Here is a 17,970-nt window from a genome sequence, read left to right as displayed (position 1 = left end):
GCATGCCAATACATGTGCAATACAATCAATCACAACTACTACAGCGCCTGAGCCATTCATTTGATGACTACAGCGGGCCCGCTCGTTTGCTGCACAAACAGCTCAACGACAGCACAACCTTTGACGTGCTGGGTGAACATGCCGTTGCGAGTGGTGCACTGATTGTGACGCTGCTGGATCACCCGGTGCACAGTCAAGCACCGGCAAGTCAGACAACCTCTCAGACTACGTACTCAACGACCCAAAGCAGCGCTGAGCCCCGTACCTGCTGGCTCAATTATAAATTGTCAGCATCACTTGGCACCACCACGATGCAACCCCGCCAGCAAGCAAATAACATATCGGGCCAGGCCAGTGCGCAAATGCAACTGACAGCTTGCCTGAGCGCCCGCCCCGGTAACATCATCGCGGACACACTCGCAACGCAATTGACCACTTTGCCTTGCATTTATTCCTGCGAGGACGTCAAAGCGCTCAAGCCCGGCGAGTCTCTCGCACTTGATACGCAGGGTACATTAACGGTCCATACTTCCATAAAATGGAGTGAGTTGCTGTGTCGAAACTTTCATCTGTTCAGCCGCTGGCTTGCACAAGGAGAGCTGCTGGATCTGTCGTTCAATGCCAGTCTGAACGCCGACCTTGAGGTCTCCATCGAGGGAGGTTTTCAGGTGATATTTTTCCGGCCTGTCGACACACCTCATATACTACGTCTTAGCTATGTCAAATCGACCTCAAACAGCACACAAGGCACAGTAAATGCCAATATCACTGCAAAACTGAGTAACCGAGATGCGTTTCAGGTCGCATACACAGCTATCGTCGAGGCTATCTTTCAGCGCTCTGAGGAAGAGATTGAGGCGCTGACAGCCCACTTGCCTCCACATGCCCTGCCAGATCAACTGCTCCCCGTTGCGACAACGCTCTTAAAACGACTGGGCCTGGACAAACTCGAAGAACTAAAACCGCGGATCAAAGAAATTCAGCAGTGCCTGGAAACCTCTATCTGTACAGCCGCTCAATCAGGTGTTGAGCTAAGCTTCTACTACCATTACCATCGTGTGCAGATGCATCAGGCACTTTTGCAACTGACAGTGTGCGACGACGCACTCACACCGGCATTGCATGAAGCCACAGTGACCGGCACACTGATGAGTCAACTGGACACACACCTGAAACAGATAAATGTTGAGCAGTTTTTCAATCAGCGTTTAACACAGCAACATCACACCTGGGGTTTTCACTTCAACGTCTTTTCCTGGCAGGCGATGAGCCGCGAAGATACCAAGTTTCAGATTATCACCCAGGAAAATGTTCATGGTGAAGTCAAGCTGTCCGGGCAAGGCCTGCGGTGTTATCAGGACCAAACGGACGAAGAGAAACGCCAGTTTTATATCGACTTTGAAGCGGCTATGCCAACCTTTAAAGCCCCGGTTGTGGTGTCAATGCAGGACTTTGATCTAACGCTGACCCTGGCACATAGCACACATCAGGACAGCCTTAGCGAACAAGCAACCTGCCAGCTGGCTGATGAGTTAGCGATCTGGGGACTCATTCCACCCGGTGAAGTCGATACTCTTGCCGGACAACTCTATCACAAGCTCAAAGCGCAGACAGATATTCAGGTCACTCTGACACTCACCATATCTCATGATGTATTTCGTGACTTGTTGCCAACACTGGCAAACGCGGACTCGACCCGATTGTCCAAGGCACTGGCAGCCGCTTTGCCTCGTCACCTTCAGATGCCTAACTGTCGGGCCAATCCATTATTAAGAAGCGCTTTTTATGCACCAGCCTTTGCACACTACCTCAGTGCCGACGAGTCAGACGCCGCTACCCTGATTGAACTTGCAGCCACACGTTTGAAACAACTCAGACAATATGACAGCGCGCATAAAGAACGAGACTGGCGCAGCAAATCAGGTCCGACGCTTGGCCGAGTGATGCAAATGCACCCGGATCTAAAAGCAGATCTGGACAATCTGATAGCAGGCATGCACAAGCTGAATGGACACGACACGCTCAATGGCGACCCTGAAGTACTGCAAGCCATCTATCATTTATTCGATAATATGGGTTCACAACACTTTTATATGCGCTTTTTTGCTCACTATCTGCAACTGAGCCTGACTGAGTTGGGTTATCAGCACACCGCGCTGCAGAGCACAGGGCTGATTGAATTTGGCGCAGCGACCGCAAGACAAGCCTGGTTGCTGTCAGGTGTTGCGCCAACGCGCCATTCTCTGTGACTGGCACATTGACGAAGCCAGCAGTGTATCTTAACCAAGGCTATGATTATTTTGCAGGCAGTGCCCGGTATCCGGGTAACTGCTCAAAGCGCGCCAGCCAGTCAAGTACGCGTGGAAAATCACGTAAGCTCGGCTCAAGTTTGGCAATCAGCGCAGTATAACTGTACAAGGCAATGTCAGCCAAAGTTGGGGTCTCTCCAGCAAGCCAGGGGCTTTGCTCAAGCTGAGTGCTTAACAGTGAAAATAACCTCAGCGTCTGCTGCATGGCATGCGCTTCATTGCCGGGCTTCCCAAGCACCCGGATCCCGCGCAGTGCCACGGGACCGGTGCACAACTCACTGGCAGACAGGGCAAACCACCGCTGGATCTCAACCTGAGTCGCCAGATCGGTAGGATACCAGGCTCTGGCAGGATCATATTGCCGGGCAAGATAAAACAAAATGGCGTGAGAGTCGGTGATAACCGTGTCCCCATCAACCAAAACAGGTATCCTGGCAGCCGGATTGAGGTGGACAAACGACTCAGACAAGTGTTCACCGGATTTAATATCAACGGTCACAGTCTCTATGCTCAGATCCAGCATTGACGCAAGTGTGAGCACTTTATGGCTGTGCCCGGACAGTGGAAAATAGTAAAGCTTAAGATGACTCATAATAGCAACCAAATGCTCCTTATCGTGGTATTGGTCAATCATTAAACACCAAATGTCTGACAGAATAAAATGAAGAATATTGCTGACTGACTCTAGGAGGTTGCTGCGATGGCTGTTTTTCGCTCAGCGTTTAAAGGGCACGCTTACAATGCTCACTCATCAGATCAATAAAACATCGGATCTTGGCCGGGACATACCCTCCGGGTCGATAAACAGCATGCACAGGAAACCCCTCGAGCTGATAATCGGGTAACAAGGCCACCAGCTTGCCACTGTTCAGCGCTTCTTTGAATGCCCACCTAGGTCCCAGATGCACCCCCTTGCCTGCCAGTACAAGCTGCCTGACAGCAGATACGCTGTTCACTGTAAACCCCCCTGACACTTTGACTTGGGTCGCTTTTTTGCCTTTGAGCACTTTCACCTGAGCATTACCCTGTGCACGGGAATAAAACACAAACTGACATCGCTCAAGCATAGAAGGGTTATTCATTTCGCCCACTTGGGTGAGGTAATCCGGACTGGCAACCAATACCCGCTCAGCAGTACCCAGCCCTCGACAGATCAACCCGGAATCGGGCAACACACCAATACGCACAGCCACATCGATGCCATTTTCGGTCAGGTCTTCGAAATGGCTCCCCAGCCGCAATTCAACCTTGAGATTATCGTAAGTCGCCTGCATCTGACTGAGTACAGGCACGACAAATTGATTGCCAAAATCGACCGGCGCGGCAATGGTTAAAGTCCCGCTGGGCTGGTCCTGCAAACCCCGCAGACGATTTTCTAATTCTATCTGCTGTTCCGAAATATGTTTTAGCCCCTGAAAATAAACCAATCCGGCTTCCGTCGGCTGGGATCGGACCGTGGAGCGGTTAATCAGTTTAACACCCAAGTGCTGCTCTAATGCCGCCACCTTACGACTCACTGAAGAAGGGTCTGTGTTAAGTTGCTCGGCAGCACCTTTCAAACTGCCGGCTTCAATGACCTTGAGGAATGTCAGCTCATTTGCATTCATTACTTTTTGCATTTTTCGCAATTAATAAATGAAAATTTATGGGATACCTGAAATAAACGCAAGCAACTAAGCTTACTTTCGTCAACTAATCCAACAGGAGTAAGTATTATGTCCACCTCAAACACGCTTTTTGATTTGACTGGCAGAGTCGCCATTGTCACTGGATCTGCGCGTAATATGGGTCGTGCCTTTGCCATTTCACTGGCCGAACGAGGCGCGAATGTTGTGGTGCATTATCATAGTGATGCATCGCTGAGTGACGCACAGCAGACCGCAGCCGAGATCACTCAGATTGGCAGGCAAGCACTCGTGGTTCAGGGCGATCTGAGCCAGGAAAACCAGGTTCAGTCGCTCTACAGTCAAACACTGGAAACCTTCGGCCGGGTAGATATTGTGATCAACAATGCCGGTAAAGTCCTGAAAAAAGCCATTGCAGATATCTCAGAACAAGAATACGACCAGCTGTTTGCCATCAACACCAAAGCCCCATTCCTTATGATGAAACACGCTGCCCGACATATTCAGGATCAGGGTCGCATTATCAATATGGGCACCTCTCTACTCGGAGCGTTTACTGGCCTGTATGGTGCTTATGCCGGTGCCAAAGCGCCGCTGGAAGACTTTACCCGGGCACTGGCAAAGGAAATTGGCAACCGTGGTGTCACTGTCAACGTCGTGGCACCAGGCCCGATAGATACCGCATTTTTTCATGGCGAGGAAAATGCACAATCCGTGGCTTATCTGAGCGCAGCCAGTGTTCTGAATCGCCTGGGTAACGTCGACGATGTGGTGCCCATGATTGATTTTCTGGTCAGTGAAGAAGCACGCTGGATCACCGGCCAGACTTTATTTGTCAATGGTGGTTTCGTTACCCGCTAGAATCGATATGACCAGCTCAGGCGCAGATTGCGGGGTGCCTGAATATACTTCACAGGAGAGACGCCCCGGGCATTGCCATGATAATAGGTTTTGTCTAACAGATTTTCGATATACAAACCCAGGGTGCTCTCTCCTTGTGTATAGGTCAGGTTCACATTGAGAGTGGTCCATGCAGGTATGGTGACTATCTCAGTGCCGCTTTGTTGAAAACGGTTAGCTTCGGTCTTTACTTTATCCCAATGATCAACAAAAGCTGAGATCTGCCAGTGTTGATCCAGGGTGTAACCCAGTCCCAGCTTGACCTTATGACTGGGTACATCCAATCTGACTGATTGCGCTGCCACCTGGGTTTTGTCTGGCGAAATATAGCGCAGGGCCAGTTGTCCGTGCCAGCGCCGGGCCTGCCAACGCAATTGGTTTTCCCAACCTGAGACTCTGTGTTCTCCTGCGACTATAGTGCGCCAGATCTGGGTATTCGGATCCTGTACTTTTTGATAGAAGTTCTTCGCCTGCATACTATACAGAGCAGAAATATTAGCAAATTCAATCTCGCGCCAGCGAAATTTCTGGCTCCAGTTAAGCTCATACATCTGCATGCTTTGGGACTCTATCTCGTCATCAACCACCAAATCGAATTCAAAAATGGTTGGCGGACGAAACGCCTTACCATAGGTCAGTTTGAGTGCCTGGTCTGGGTCTGGTTGATAAACCATGCTGATCCGGGGCAACCAGCTGGCATTGGTGTAATCCTGGCGGTGATATCTGAGCCCGGCATTGACCTTAAGCGTGCGCTCGCCAAAGTGCCACAGCCTGGAATATTGCCCAAACACAGCATGCTTATCAGAACGTTCTTTGTCTGTCGGCCAGGAGTCAGGGGTGATCAGTTTAACGCCGTCTTCAGTTTGCCGATATTTGATTTTACGACCAATTTTGGTACGCCAGCCATCATACCCCAGTATCCAGTCCTGATCGGCGCTGGCCTGATAGGTCCATTGGGTATTGAGCCGAATTCTGTCCGACGGACCAATATCTTCGCGCTCTGTATATAACATCAACGCTTCATACCGGCTTGCCTGCTCAGAATTATCAACACTAAGACGGTATTTCTCTTTGTACTCACGAAAATAACTCAGCTCAACATTGCCCGACCAGTTTGCCGACGGTTGCATCTGCTTACCCAGATAGTAGCTACTATACCCGCGATAAGCGTCATCGCCGGTAATATAATCGAACGCCACCGCTTCTATGCCACTCACATTGGTTGTGCGGGTGAGGTTATTGCCAAAGTAAAACCAGGGGGTGCTGAGCCGGGTGTCCAGCGTGATGTTTTTCTCACGATTGCGAAAATCATCCGGGTTATGGTTTCTTAACCCATCTTTGCTGTTTCGACTAAACGCTTCATCATCGACGATAAATTCACGTATTTCACGATAATCCAGATCACTTTCAAAATAACTGGCCGATACCGCCAGCTCAATCTCGCCTTGTTGAAAATGAAGCAAGCCGTGACCGTGACGTGTCCCCACCTCACCGAGCATTAAAGCGACTTCATTCACACCACTTTCCAGGCGAGTGATCACGTTGATCACCCCTTGGGTTGCATTGCCACCGTACAGAGTTGAGTTTGGCCCTTGCAAAATTTCAACACGCTCAATTCTGGCACTGGGAAAGTTATTCATAATGAAGGCTTCGTTAGCCAGCAGATTTTGTACTTCCCGGCCATCTATGAGCATCAAAGTACCCGACATATTGCCGGTAAAGCCTCTCTGACCACCCGGCAACCAGGCCCATTGATAGAAATAATCCATATTGGGTACAGAGGCGAGGATCTCTTTTAAATCGCGCCAGCCATAACGTTCGATATCAGAGCGACTAACCACATACACGGTACCGGATGACGCCAGCCAGGTTTCGCTTTTACGTGCCGCAACGGTCACATCCTGATCGAGTAACTCTTCAAACGACATCGCAAATACCGACTCCTCCTGCGCCTGTGCTACAACCAGCGAACAAGGCAATATCGCGAAGAAAAACAAACAAGTAACTAATCGAGTCATATACTGCTTACTGAACAAAGCACCTTTGGCAAGTATAGCTAAGCATTTTGACTTTTGAGTGAAACCTGGATGCAAAAAAGCCGCCTTAATCACTTAATATTTCGTCATAACGATGCGATGAGTATATTTCCTTTTTGCTCATTGCATATGCTCACTCTATGAATACTCAGGTTGCAGTCTGATGTGCTTTAAAGTAAAAAAGCCAGCTATATCGCTGGCTTGTTATTTATATCGAACTCAATATGGTCACTTAAAGTTGGTCTTTTAGATACTCAATTGCTGCCATTAGTTGGTTATCTTCGTTAACAATAATCGAATCCAGCGTGCGGGGAACATAAATATCAGGTTGCACACCTCGCGCAATCAAGGCAGAGCCATCTGCATTATCTGCACGCAGACCGGTATAAATTAAAGTGACTCCACCATTTGGGTCTGAGCTAAAATAGCTGGCGGGCATATAGTCTCCATTAATACCTGACGTGGGCACACCTAAAACAGGGATCCCCGCTTCCTTAACAAAAGTCAGTGCATACTCAGTTTGACTACGCGCAGTCTTTGATGATAGAGCAATTACAGGTACATGCAGTGGGGAAGTTGACACTTCGATCGTCGACGGTAACGGCAGCTGATAATTGGCACGTCGCCCGGGTCCCTTTTGCCAGTACTCATACAAAGTATGATTAGTGACAGGCTGTTTAATAAACCAGGATAGCCCTTCATGCCAGGCTAAAAAATCTCTCGGGTAATGTCTCAAATCGAGTACAACAGCGCGCGCCTTTTGCAGTTGTAATTTCGCTTCCTCCAGGTTTTCCTGAGTCAGGTTATACAGTGAAAGCTGCCATAGCCCTTCCTCTAGCTCTGTCACCACACTGGACTCTCTGGGCACAACGGGGTGGTGTATTGTATAGTTTGCTTCACCAACCGGTATGGGCGTGGCTTCAACCTGAACGCTTGATCCATCCGCTTTTCTGAATTCAGCACGGATAGGGTCATTTAAAGCGGTATAATTCAACAGCAAAGTGGCCGAGTACGCACTGATATGCTCACTGCGAGCAAGCCAACTGGCTCTGTCATCAACCATACTCGCAAAAGATTCATCATTAATCGCAATTAGTTCATCACCAATCTCAAGCAACTGACTTTCGGTCTCGCTGATCCCGGTTACCACCGCCTTATCTTCAACCCACCTGACTCTAAAGGGATATTCGTAGGTATTTTTGGGCTGATAACCATCGGGAAAGTAAATATAGACATGATTATCCTGCAACTTTTTAAACTCACGCTGGATGGCTTTTGCCCGTTCAAACTGCGTCTCTGCTGCACAGGCCTTTAGCAAGCGACCAAGCGCTTGTTGCCAGTTGACTTCTATTTGCTCAAAATAAGGCCAGAAATGCTGAATTTCACTCCACATCCCCGACACAGTCGACATACAAACAGGCAATGATTTGAAATCCGTACCGACTTGCCAGCGACGATAATCGCGGTAACTTTGCCCCTGTTCACTCGCATGCTGAGGCAAGACCAGAGGCAGTAAAACCGTGCGCCAGCCATAACGAACTCGGACAAAGTCACGCTCTGGCAGAAACCGGTTTTGTTTTATTTCACTGTATGTATGGTGCGAAAGTAACCGCTGATAGGCATAAAATGTTCTGGCAGCCGACTGCTTCCAGGCCACAGCCGGATCGCTATCGGACAATTCCGGCAGTTGCTGCCACAAGTCATTTATAAATGGCGCAATTTCACGTAGCTTTTGCAGGCCGAGTTGGTGTCTTTGATATGAATGGACCTGACTCATTGCCACCACTGTCTCGGCAACAAACTTATCCCAATCCGTTTCCGCGACCGCTTGGCTGGGGTAGAAAAACCTCACTTTATTTGCCAGTTTAACGAATTGCTTCACATCTTTGAGTAACGCCCTGTCGAGCTTCAATTCGGGTAGTGGCATCAGTGAGGTGCCATCCGCCTGATGCTCCGTGCTCTGCGCCATTACAGCCGGCGCCGTACAAAACCCTGATACCACCAAAGAGGCAATAGCTAAGTTCCTTATTTTTATCATTTTTAATCTCCTTTTGGTCAATCAATTTTTAACCTAGCAGCAAATAAAGGTACATACAACGGCAAAAAATAACCCGAAAAACAAGGGCAGCCCGCCATCTGAAGAGGTGAAAACATCAACAATCCGGTAAGTTGGAATAGTGAAGAAAAGTGTTCATTAACAAATCATCTAAATTTCATTAAGAGGTTCAATGGCCGCATAAACCACTTACATACAGCCACAAACAGTTCGGTTCATGCTGAAATAACAAACAGCCAAAATAAAGTTTCATTGATTTTTTCGATACAATAAAGTTCATATATATTAAATGGTTAGGTGATGGTATTGATTTTCAAAAAGCAACACTTACAAAATGTCAACCTTGATATTCCTCTTTGTTCACCTTAAAATTTATTTTTATTGAACGATCAATTAATAAAAATATGCCAAAAGTCGGAATGGAACCTGTGCGTCGCCAGCAGCTTATTGAGGCGACTTTGCAATCAGTAGCTGAGCTTGGATTACAGGCCACCACAATTAACAGCATCAGTAAAAAGGCAGGCATGTCTTCGGGGATCATTAGCCACTATTTTGGTGGCAAACAAGGTCTCATAGAAGCCACAGTGCGCTATCTGCTGAGCAGTCTGCAACGCAGCTTATTGCAACGCACAGCTCAGGGATGTACGCCGGAGCAACGCCTGATGTTTATTGTCGAAGCCAACTTTGCCGTGGTGCAACAACAGCGAGACACCACCCGTACCTGGTTAAGCTTTTGGGCGCATTCCATGCACGATGCTGAATTACATCGCTTACAACGCGTCAATGCTCGCCGACTTTACAGCAATTTGTTGTACTCGTTTAAACAGTTAATGGCCCCAGCCAAAGCGCGCGAAGCCGCAGAGCTGAGTGCCGCCATGATCGACGGCCTGTGGCTCAGAGCCGTTCTCAATAAAGCCGATGATGCGCAGTTTGATAGCGCGCAGGATCTGGCCAAGCGTTATATCCAGTCCCTCATCCAACAACTTGGAGTCTAATATGTCCACACCTGTCTACCAGAACTTTATTCACGGCCGCTACCTTGCCAATCAGACCGGCGAGCAGTTTGCGGTAAAAAACCCTGCGACCGACGAAGTCATTTATCACGTTGAAGTGGCCGATGCGCACATTCAGGAAGCCGCCATTGACAGTGCCAAAGCCGGGTTTGCGCAGTGGTCTGCCATGGCACCCATTGAGCGCAGCCGAATTCTGAATAAAGCAGTGGTGCTGTTACGTGAACGTAATGATGAACTGGCTAAAATTGAGGTGCTGGATACAGGCAAACCCTGGCAAGAAGCCGAGTGTGTTGACATTCAAACCGGTGCTGACGTAATCGAGTACTTTGCTGGACTGGCGCCTGCACAGGTTGGCCAGCAACAAATGGTCGGCAATGATTTTTACTACACCCGCAAAGAGCCGTTAGGCATTTGCGCGGGTATCGGTGCCTGGAACTATCCACTGCAAATTGCCTGCTGGAAATCAGGCCCGGCACTGGCGGCAGGTAATGCATTGATCTTTAAACCGTCTGAGGAAACGCCTCTAGGCGCGCTGAAACTGGCCGAGATTTTTATCGAGGCAGGTATGCCTGCGGGTGTCTTTAACGTCGTGCAAGGTGCAGCTGAAGTTGGACAATGGCTCACGCTACATCCGGCAATTGAAAAAGTGTCATTCACCGGTGAAGTGGGCACCGGTAAAAAAGTCATGCAAAGCGCGGCTTCTAATCTTAAAGACGTGACTATGGAACTGGGCGGTAAATCGCCGCTACTGGTGTTTGATGATGCCGATATCGAGCAGGCGGTCAGTGCCGCTATGCTAGGCAACTTCTACACTCAGGGCGAGATCTGCACCAACTGCACCCGTGTTTATGTACAGCGCGGGGTGTATGCGCAGTTCCTTAAGCAACTAAAAACCCGTACAGAGCAAAATATCATCGCCGGCGATCCCCTAAACCCCGAGGTGAACCTGGGCGCATTGATCTCGAAAAAACATCAGCAGCTGGTGCTGGATTACATCGAACAAGGCAAGCAAGAAGGGGCCACTGTGCTTACCGGCGGTCATGCCCTGAGCCCGGCTTCGGCGCCTAACGGCTACTTTGTCGCACCGACCATCTTCACTGACTGTCATGAAGACATGACTATAGTTCGCGAGGAGATCTTTGGTCCAGTAATGTGCGTCATGGTGTTCGATGACGAACAAGAAGCAATTGAGCGCGCTAACAACACCCATTTAGGCCTCGCAGCTGGCGTGTTTAGCCGTGATATTCAACGTGCACATCGTGTTATCCACCAACTGCAAGCTGGTATTACCTGGATCAATGCCTATGGTAATTCTCCGGCCGAAATGCCAGTTGGGGGATATAAACAATCCGGTATTGGCCGCGAAAATGGTATCGAAACACTGGATCATTACACCCAGACCAAGTCTGTTTACGTAGGTATGAGCCAAATCGAAAGCCCATTTTAAGCAAGGAGCCAGACTATGAAAAAAGTATTCGACTACATCATTGTCGGAGCTGGCTCAGCGGGCTGTGTACTGGCAAATAGACTGTCTGCCAATCCACAACACCGGGTTTTACTACTAGAAACCGGTGGCAGTGACAAAAGTATCTTTATTCAGATGCCCACGGCATTGTCAATTCCGATGAACACCGACAAATACGCCTGGCAGTTTCATACTGAGCCCGAGCCTTATCTGGACAACCGGGTGATGCATTGCCCACGCGGCAAGGTACTGGGCGGCTCATCATCAATTAACGGCATGGTGTATGTGCGTGGCCACGCCAAAGATTTTGATGAATGGCAGCAACATGGTGCGCAGGGGTGGGATTATCAGGCCTGCCTGCCATACTTTAAGCGTGCCGAAAGCTGGTATCTGGGCGAAGACCCGTACCGGGGCAGTGAGGGTCCGCTTGGCACCAACAATGGTAATGAGATGGCCAACCCGCTTTACCGCGCATTTATTGAAGCCGGTGCACAAGCTGGATATGCCACCACACAAGATTACAATGGCGAGCAGCAAGAAGGCTTTGGCCCGATGCACATGACAGTGAAAGATGGCCGCCGATGCTCCGCCAGCCGTGCCTACCTTGACCCTGTAAAGGGGCGTGACAATCTGACAATCGTGACTGGCGCCCTGGTGCATAAAGTACTGCTGGCAGGTAAACGCGCAGTCGGTGTTGAGTACCAATGTAAAGGTAAAATCCACAGCGCCAGCGCCGAGCGTCGCGTCGTCTTAAGTGCCGGCCCAATTGGCTCGCCTCACTTGTTGCAGTTGTCGGGCATCGGCGATCAGGCAACTTTGCAGGCCGTCGGTGTTGAAGTTCAGCACCACCTGCCAGGTGTCGGTAAGAACTTGCAAGATCATCTGGAGTTTTATTTCCAGTATAAATGTAAGCAGCCGATCACACTGAATGGCAAACTGGACTGGTTTTCCAAAGGCTTGATCGGTGCTCGCTGGCTCCTTAATAAATCAGGTCTTGGCGCCACCAACCATTTTGAGTCCTGTGCTTTTATCCGCTCTAAAGCAGGCGTAGAGTGGCCGGATATGCAATATCACTTTTTACCCGCTGCCATTCGTTATGACGGCAAAAGTGCATTTGACGGACACGGTTTTCAGGTGCATATCGGCCATAACAAGCCAAAAAGCCGCGGTGAAGTCACCCTTAAATCAGCCGACCCCACACAGGCGCCTAAGATCCAATTTAACTACCTGGCCCATCAGGGTGATATTGAAGGCTTCCGGGCGTGTGTCCGACTCACTCGTGAGATCATTGAACAACCGGCGTTTGATGCTTATCGCGATGGTGAAATTCAGCCAGGAAAAGACGTACACAGCGACGCAGAAATCGACGCCTTTGTGCGCCAGGCGGTTGAAAGCGCCTACCACCCATCCTGCTCATGCAAAATGGGTGAAGATGACATGGCTGTGGTGGATTCAAACACTCAGGTGCATGGCATTGAGGGACTGAATGTGGTGGATTCATCTATCTTCCCGACAATCCCTAACGGCAACCTCAACGCGCCAACCATTATGGTCGCAGAGAAAGCCGCAGACATTATTTTGGGTCAGCCAGCCCTTAAAGCAAACAACGCTCAGGTTGCCATTGCGAGACAATGGCAGACAGTACAACGTAGCACGGAGATTTAACAAAGCCACCTGCGGCCCAACCGGGTCGTGGGGTCTGCAGTGGTGCTCGATACAAATTGGTTGTATCGGGTTAATGCGGAAACAATAAAAAACGGAGAGACAATGAGTTATTTTTACTTATTTTGGGAGGGTGACAATGACAGTATGGCTTAGTGCAGGCATTGTATTCACCCTGGTTGCTATCGCTTTTATTCTATTAAAATGGGGAAATTTACGCTGTGTCGGTGTGACACCGGTTAAAACTTTTACCTTTATTGCTATCTTATTTACGTCCGGCCTGGATGTTGGACTTATCATGTTTCCGCTGACGGAGTTTGCGGGTTACGCAGACATAAAAGCAAGCCCAGAATATGCGTTTGCCAATCCACTCGCCATTGAATTTGGCTTTTGGGGCTTCCTGATCTGGGGATTTTATTTTCTGACGTGTTTTTATTTCTGCGTAATAGAACCTAAGGTGAAGTTCTTCGAAATTCCCTGGGTTAAATTTATCAATAATGTCGTTATTATTGGTACTTGCGCCTTTACGGCCTATCTGTTGCTGACTAACCTGCCCTGGTATATGCCAAGTGTGGGCGATGGCGAGTCCATCGTGCCAACCTTTTATCTCATCGTGTTCGCCGCCATTTGTTTTGCGGTGTATTCAAGCACCAGCCTGAAGTATGTACGCATTCTGAGTATCTCTACGACCTGGATGTTTATCGCCCTGATCGCCTTTATGTGGGCCTCTGCGTTCGTATTTGGTGACAGTGAGATGAGCGCCTTTACGAATAACATTGCGATGCTGGGTAGCTACTTCAGTAATATCAACGAGTTTGTGTTGCCACTTAACGATTACCACGAATTTTATCTGTTCTGGTGGTTTGCGTGGAGCATTATGATAGGTCAGTTCACCTCGCGTTTTGTCGGTGGCCTGAAAACCTATCAGGTACTGGCTGCGATGCTGGTGTTCCCGTCTATTCCCATCGCTGTCTGGTTTAGTGTCTTGTATCACTATCATGAAGCGGGGATCGACACTGCGGGCATCAAGAACCTTGCCATGGTAGTGGTTGGCGTGATTTTCGTGATCAACTCTCTGGACTCATTAGTCCGACTGTATACCGACAACCTGGGTTTGACGGTTAAAAAACTCGGGAAACGCAACTATATTTTGTTTAATATTGCCGCCCTGTCGTTGCTGACGCTGCTATTTAAACTAAACTTTTTGCAGATACAATGGGTTGGTGCACTGGTTATTGCGCTCTTTTTTGGCTGCTTTGGCTATATTTGCTATAGCAAATTCAAAACAGTGGCCAACATTACCCGTTCACCGAAAGAGAATACCATCGACTTCAGCCGTATCGAGACCGTAAACTAAGGTTCAAAAGAAATGAAAATAAATTTAAAAACAACACTCTGCGCACTCCCTTTGGCTATGCTATCTAATCTCGCTGTGGCAGGTTTGTCGACCACCATTACTGCTACGTCTGACTATACCTTTAACGGTGTTTCACAGACGCAAGGCGATGCGACTATCCAGGGCAGCCTGGACTATGCCGATGATGCGGGTTGGTATGTGGGTACTTGGGGATCAGGGGTAGATTTTGGTGACGACACCAGCCATGAGCTCGATTTTTACGTTGGTAACACCACTGACCTTTCAAGTGCCTGGTCACTGGACTATGGTATTGCCTATTACAGCTACCACGGCTTCACCGACGCCAGCAGCTTTAACTACCCAGAAGTCTATTCCAAGTTTGCCTATGCCAGTAGCCTGGGGACGACGAATATCAACCTGTGGTACAGCTGGGATTACGCCGGTAAAGATGTTGGTCATACCATTATGATGCTGTCGCATACCTTTGATATCGCCGACAACCACTCTATTACCCTGAGCGGCGATGTATCTAATTCATTCGATGCAGATAAACATGCCTGGGATGAACTCGGGCTAGACAGCTCCTATACACACTATTATATCTCTTATACCACCACCCAGTTTGATTTCGATCTGACCTTTACGCTGGAAGACACCACGATTGATGGCGAACATTCCGACGACCGGTTCGTGTTCGCGATTTCAAGAACATTTGACTTGTAATCTCTAAACAACCAGGCACTTAGCGCATAAGTGCCTGGCTAATTGCTACTCTGTTAACCTCAGCAGTAAATGACAATAACTCCTTATTTCACCCTGTTAAAGCTCATCAAACTCAATACTCGTCCCAATCAGAACAACAAGCGTTTTGCTGCCAGAACAAACACCAAAAGTGCGCTCTAATTAGTACGTTTAGCGTTGGGATCAAGACAATCAGCTGGATATCTATGGACTCAAATTAAAAACAAAAGATTGACTACAGGTTAACATTTTATTAGTTTCATAGTGTCACAAAAATGACATGTTATAACAAAACAAGGATACAACACTTATGAAATTTACAGTTAAGAAGACTAACCTCAAGCGCCTCTCAATGGATAAAAAGCTCATTATGCTCAATAAAACCCGCCGTATTGCAGGTGGACAAGATGACAACTACCCTGAACCAGTAGAAACTGACATGACTTGTGAGTCAGGGTGCATGTGTGATTCTGATATGTGTATAGAGGTCACCAAAGAATCGTGTGTTTGGTGTTAATACAGGTGATTATTGATTTTTACACTTAGGCAGCTGGCGAGTTCAGCTCGCTGCCTAAATAAAGCTATTTTGCAAATAAACCTATATACACCTACTCAGATTTCATGACTGTCACCTTACGAACCACAACGAAAAGCACTTGGTACAGCGCCCGTCCAACGTTTAAACGCGCGTCGAAAGCTATGCACATCGGCAAACGCCATGGTGCTGGCAAGCTGACTGTTATTCCACTGATTAAGGTCCATCAAGTGCAACGCTTCTTGCCCCCTCACTTCATCAACCAACAATTTAAAATTGGTGCCGTCTTGTTTGAGACGACGCTTGAGTGTGGCCGGGCTCATGCCCAGATAATTGGCGGTATATTCCAGCGACCAGGCCTGTCCAAGGTTCTTTCGAAACAAGCGACGTAAGTGTGCCTGAAGCAATTGCGGTGGGTGCGATACCTGACTGGCACTGCGTTTTGCCTGAGCAAAGCGCAGTGCACTGGCCTCTTTGAAAGGCTGATACATCACCTCGTCTGACAGCACAATCGCGCAACGCGGTGCATTAAACCGCACATGCTCACCCAGATAGACCGGATAATGAAAATCCTGCCCGGGTTGCGACCAGGGCAGCTCGATCTGTATCCAGGTCTGTGCGCCTAGCTGCTCTTTCAGCAACAAGCGACAAGCCGACAGGACAATCTCAAACACCATTCGTTGTTGAGTGCTCAACGACGCTGATTCAGTCAGCCTGATATACAGCTTGCCCTGGTGTCGCTCAACATTAAACTGGATCAGCGTCTCAAACCCTTTTTGTACTCTTGCCCAGGCCGTCAGTGCGCTGTGCAGGTCAGGGGCATACCGCCACAAATCAAACAAAACATGACCATGTCCGGTCGCGATTCTTTGTCCCAGCTCCATCGCTAATTGCGGCTGCTCAGCAAGCTCTCGCTTGAGCTTTTTCAGGATAATTAGTACGTTGACTGGGGCAACCTGGGCCCCCGGATAGGCCAAATCTTCAAGAAACAACTGAGACCCACGGATCAGGTGCTGTGGTTTTATCTGATAGTGTTCAGCCAGCTCTAATATGGTAATCAGGAAGTGTGCCGGCATGCGCTTATCATGCAAATAGGCAAATTTCAAAGACATCGCCCATCCTCCCCGTCCATAGCCACGGAGCTCGTGCGTTTCGCTCCCGCCAGCTGCTGATTCAGTCGTTCGAACAGCGCCTGCTCTGATTCCCCGGCAATTCGGGTGGCCTGTACTGTGGTCACCGTCAACGTCCCCTTTAGCGCTGAGTTACAACACGCCTGGATCAACTGAGAGAAGACTCTGGCCTCATCCGGTGGTGTTTCGGGCAGTAAAACCGCAAACCGATCACTGGTGTAACGGCACGCCAGATCCGTTTCTCGCAGCGCAATTTCCAGCGCAGAGGCAACCTCATTGAGAGACTCGTCGCCTTTTTGCACACCATGTACCCGGTTGTATTGAGCAAAACCCTTTATATCAACCATCACCAACGAAAGCGGCTGGTTGCGTTTATCATGCAATATCGCTTCACGGTTAAGCTGGATCAACAAGTAGCGTAGGCTGTAAAGCTGAGTTACGGGGTCAATCAGGCTATGTTCACGATGAAAATGCTCTCTTTGTTTCAGCTGACGATTGACCGCTTGCTGTTCGCGATACCAGGTGACTAATCCCCAGGTTAGCAAGGTCATACTGACTGGAGCAGGCAGCGACTCAAGCCAGGTAAACAGGTGGCTTTGTAGCGGGTAAGCAATGAACTCATCCAATAGATCCAGCCAGGTTGTAAGCCAGTAAGTTGCGGAACCCAGCAGCAATACCGTGGTAACCCGGCCTCTTGGACGACACAACATCAAGAGGATAAACCAAATAGCTGACATCATCGACGTAGTGGCCTCGCCCGCGGCGTCAACCCAATCGATGTCATTTACAGATTTCAGGTCACCGATGAAAAGCGCCAACACTGTCAGCAAGATACTGACACAGAGAGTTAAACATAAGCTGCTGACATTCTTCATCTTTTTAGCCAATTGCGCATTCATCTAGGTATCCTAGCTCGGATATATGACACTTTTAAGGCAAGATCAATAATGGTCTGAGCTAATTGGACCCGGCCAGAATGGCTCACTTAACTTGTCCCAGTTTATACAGCCCTCTGAATAAAACTGAATATCACCATGATTTTATTACGTTTTATATGAGATAAAGACGATACTGTTAAGACAAAGCAGCTCACCATGACAACTATATTGTTCTATCTGCATCGTTTTAGGTCCATCGACTG

At 48.6% G+C, this 17,970-nt stretch carries 14 protein-coding genes; 8 read left to right on the top strand and 6 right to left on the bottom strand.

Going from position 1 to position 17,970, the window contains the following annotated elements:
- Window positions 1-2 precede the first annotated feature (2 nt).
- On the top strand, window positions 3-2,249 hold the full coding sequence (locus PRUB_RS21900; RefSeq protein ID WP_010384367.1) for a hypothetical protein: 2,247 nt from the start codon (window positions 3-5) through the stop codon (window positions 2,247-2,249).
- Between the two features lie 46 nt (window positions 2,250-2,295).
- On the opposite strand, the gene PRUB_RS21895 is transcribed toward PRUB_RS21900, so the two are convergent.
- Together PRUB_RS21895 and PRUB_RS21890 are read right to left on the bottom strand one after the other, a co-directional pair.
- Entirely contained in the window at window positions 2,296-2,943 is a 648-nt protein-coding gene (locus PRUB_RS21895) for a glutathione S-transferase family protein (RefSeq protein WP_052026450.1), read from the bottom strand.
- An 88-nt stretch (window positions 2,944-3,031) separates the two neighbouring features.
- A complete protein-coding gene (locus PRUB_RS21890) occupies window positions 3,032-3,916 on the bottom strand; it encodes a LysR family transcriptional regulator (protein WP_010384370.1) in 885 nt (294 codons plus the stop codon).
- Between the two features lie 108 nt (window positions 3,917-4,024).
- Here PRUB_RS21890 and PRUB_RS21885 point away from each other — a divergent pair, with 108 nt between their 5' ends.
- A complete protein-coding gene (locus PRUB_RS21885; RefSeq protein WP_010384374.1) occupies window positions 4,025-4,795 on the top strand; it encodes an SDR family oxidoreductase in 771 nt (256 codons plus the stop codon).
- Here the strand turns inward: PRUB_RS21885 and PRUB_RS21880 are convergent.
- On the bottom strand, window positions 4,792-6,852 hold the full coding sequence (locus tag PRUB_RS21880; RefSeq protein ID WP_198452410.1) for a TonB-dependent receptor plug domain-containing protein: 2,061 nt from the start codon (window positions 6,850-6,852) through the stop codon (window positions 4,792-4,794). The two genes, PRUB_RS21885 and PRUB_RS21880, sit on opposite strands and share 4 nt — an antisense overlap.
- Before the next feature lie 250 nt (window positions 6,853-7,102).
- Window positions 7,103-8,908: a S41 family peptidase gene (locus PRUB_RS21875; protein WP_010384377.1), complete on the bottom strand. Its 1,806-nt coding sequence runs from the start codon at window positions 8,906-8,908 to the stop codon at window positions 7,103-7,105.
- A 422-nt stretch (window positions 8,909-9,330) separates the two neighbouring features.
- Here PRUB_RS21875 and betI point away from each other — a divergent pair, with 422 nt between their 5' ends.
- The 6 genes from betI to PRUB_RS21845 all read left to right on the top strand — a co-directional run bounded on the left by betI (window position 9,331) and on the right by PRUB_RS21845 (window position 15,681).
- Complete coding sequence (gene betI / locus PRUB_RS21870; protein WP_010384379.1) at window positions 9,331-9,921, top strand: transcriptional regulator BetI; 591 nt, start codon at window positions 9,331-9,333, stop codon at window positions 9,919-9,921.
- Window position 9,922: 1 nt separating this feature from the next.
- Window positions 9,923-11,386: a betaine-aldehyde dehydrogenase gene (gene betB / locus PRUB_RS21865; RefSeq protein WP_010384381.1), complete on the top strand. Its 1,464-nt coding sequence runs from the start codon at window positions 9,923-9,925 to the stop codon at window positions 11,384-11,386.
- Between the two features lie 15 nt (window positions 11,387-11,401).
- Window positions 11,402-13,069, top strand: a complete 1,668-nt coding sequence (gene betA / locus PRUB_RS21860) for a choline dehydrogenase (protein WP_010384384.1) — start codon at window positions 11,402-11,404, stop codon at window positions 13,067-13,069.
- Between the two features lie 136 nt (window positions 13,070-13,205).
- Complete coding sequence (locus PRUB_RS21855) at window positions 13,206-14,423, top strand: choline transporter (protein ID WP_010384385.1); 1,218 nt, start codon at window positions 13,206-13,208, stop codon at window positions 14,421-14,423.
- A gap of 12 nt (window positions 14,424-14,435) precedes the next feature.
- The gene (locus PRUB_RS21850) at window positions 14,436-15,146 is read left to right on the top strand and encodes a TorF family putative porin (protein ID WP_010384386.1); all 711 of its coding nucleotides are present in this window, start codon (window positions 14,436-14,438) and stop codon (window positions 15,144-15,146) included.
- 328 nt (window positions 15,147-15,474) lie between these two features.
- Window positions 15,475-15,681 carry a hypothetical protein gene (locus PRUB_RS21845; protein WP_010384387.1) on the top strand — a complete coding sequence of 69 codons (207 nt, stop codon included), beginning with the start codon at window positions 15,475-15,477 and terminating at the stop codon, window positions 15,679-15,681.
- A gap of 116 nt (window positions 15,682-15,797) precedes the next feature.
- Here PRUB_RS21845 and PRUB_RS21840 read toward each other — a convergent pair whose 3' ends face one another.
- Both PRUB_RS21840 and PRUB_RS21835 read right to left on the bottom strand, forming a co-directional pair.
- Window positions 15,798-16,811 carry an AraC family transcriptional regulator gene (locus PRUB_RS21840; RefSeq protein WP_010384388.1) on the bottom strand — a complete coding sequence of 338 codons (1,014 nt, stop codon included), beginning with the start codon at window positions 16,809-16,811 and terminating at the stop codon, window positions 15,798-15,800.
- Window positions 16,802-17,728 (bottom strand): GGDEF domain-containing protein, encoded by a 927-nt coding sequence (locus PRUB_RS21835; RefSeq protein WP_010384389.1) that lies wholly within the window; start codon window positions 17,726-17,728, stop codon window positions 16,802-16,804. Before PRUB_RS21835 ends, PRUB_RS21840 begins: the two co-directional genes overlap by 10 nt.
- Window positions 17,729-17,970 lie beyond the last annotated feature (242 nt).

The sequence above is a fragment of the Pseudoalteromonas rubra genome, from assembly GCF_000238295.3.
In the GTDB taxonomy this organism is placed as follows: domain Bacteria; phylum Pseudomonadota; class Gammaproteobacteria; order Enterobacterales; family Alteromonadaceae; genus Pseudoalteromonas; species Pseudoalteromonas rubra.
The sequence above is the reverse complement of the archived record's forward strand: the minus strand, read 5'-3'. Positions and strand labels throughout refer to the sequence as shown.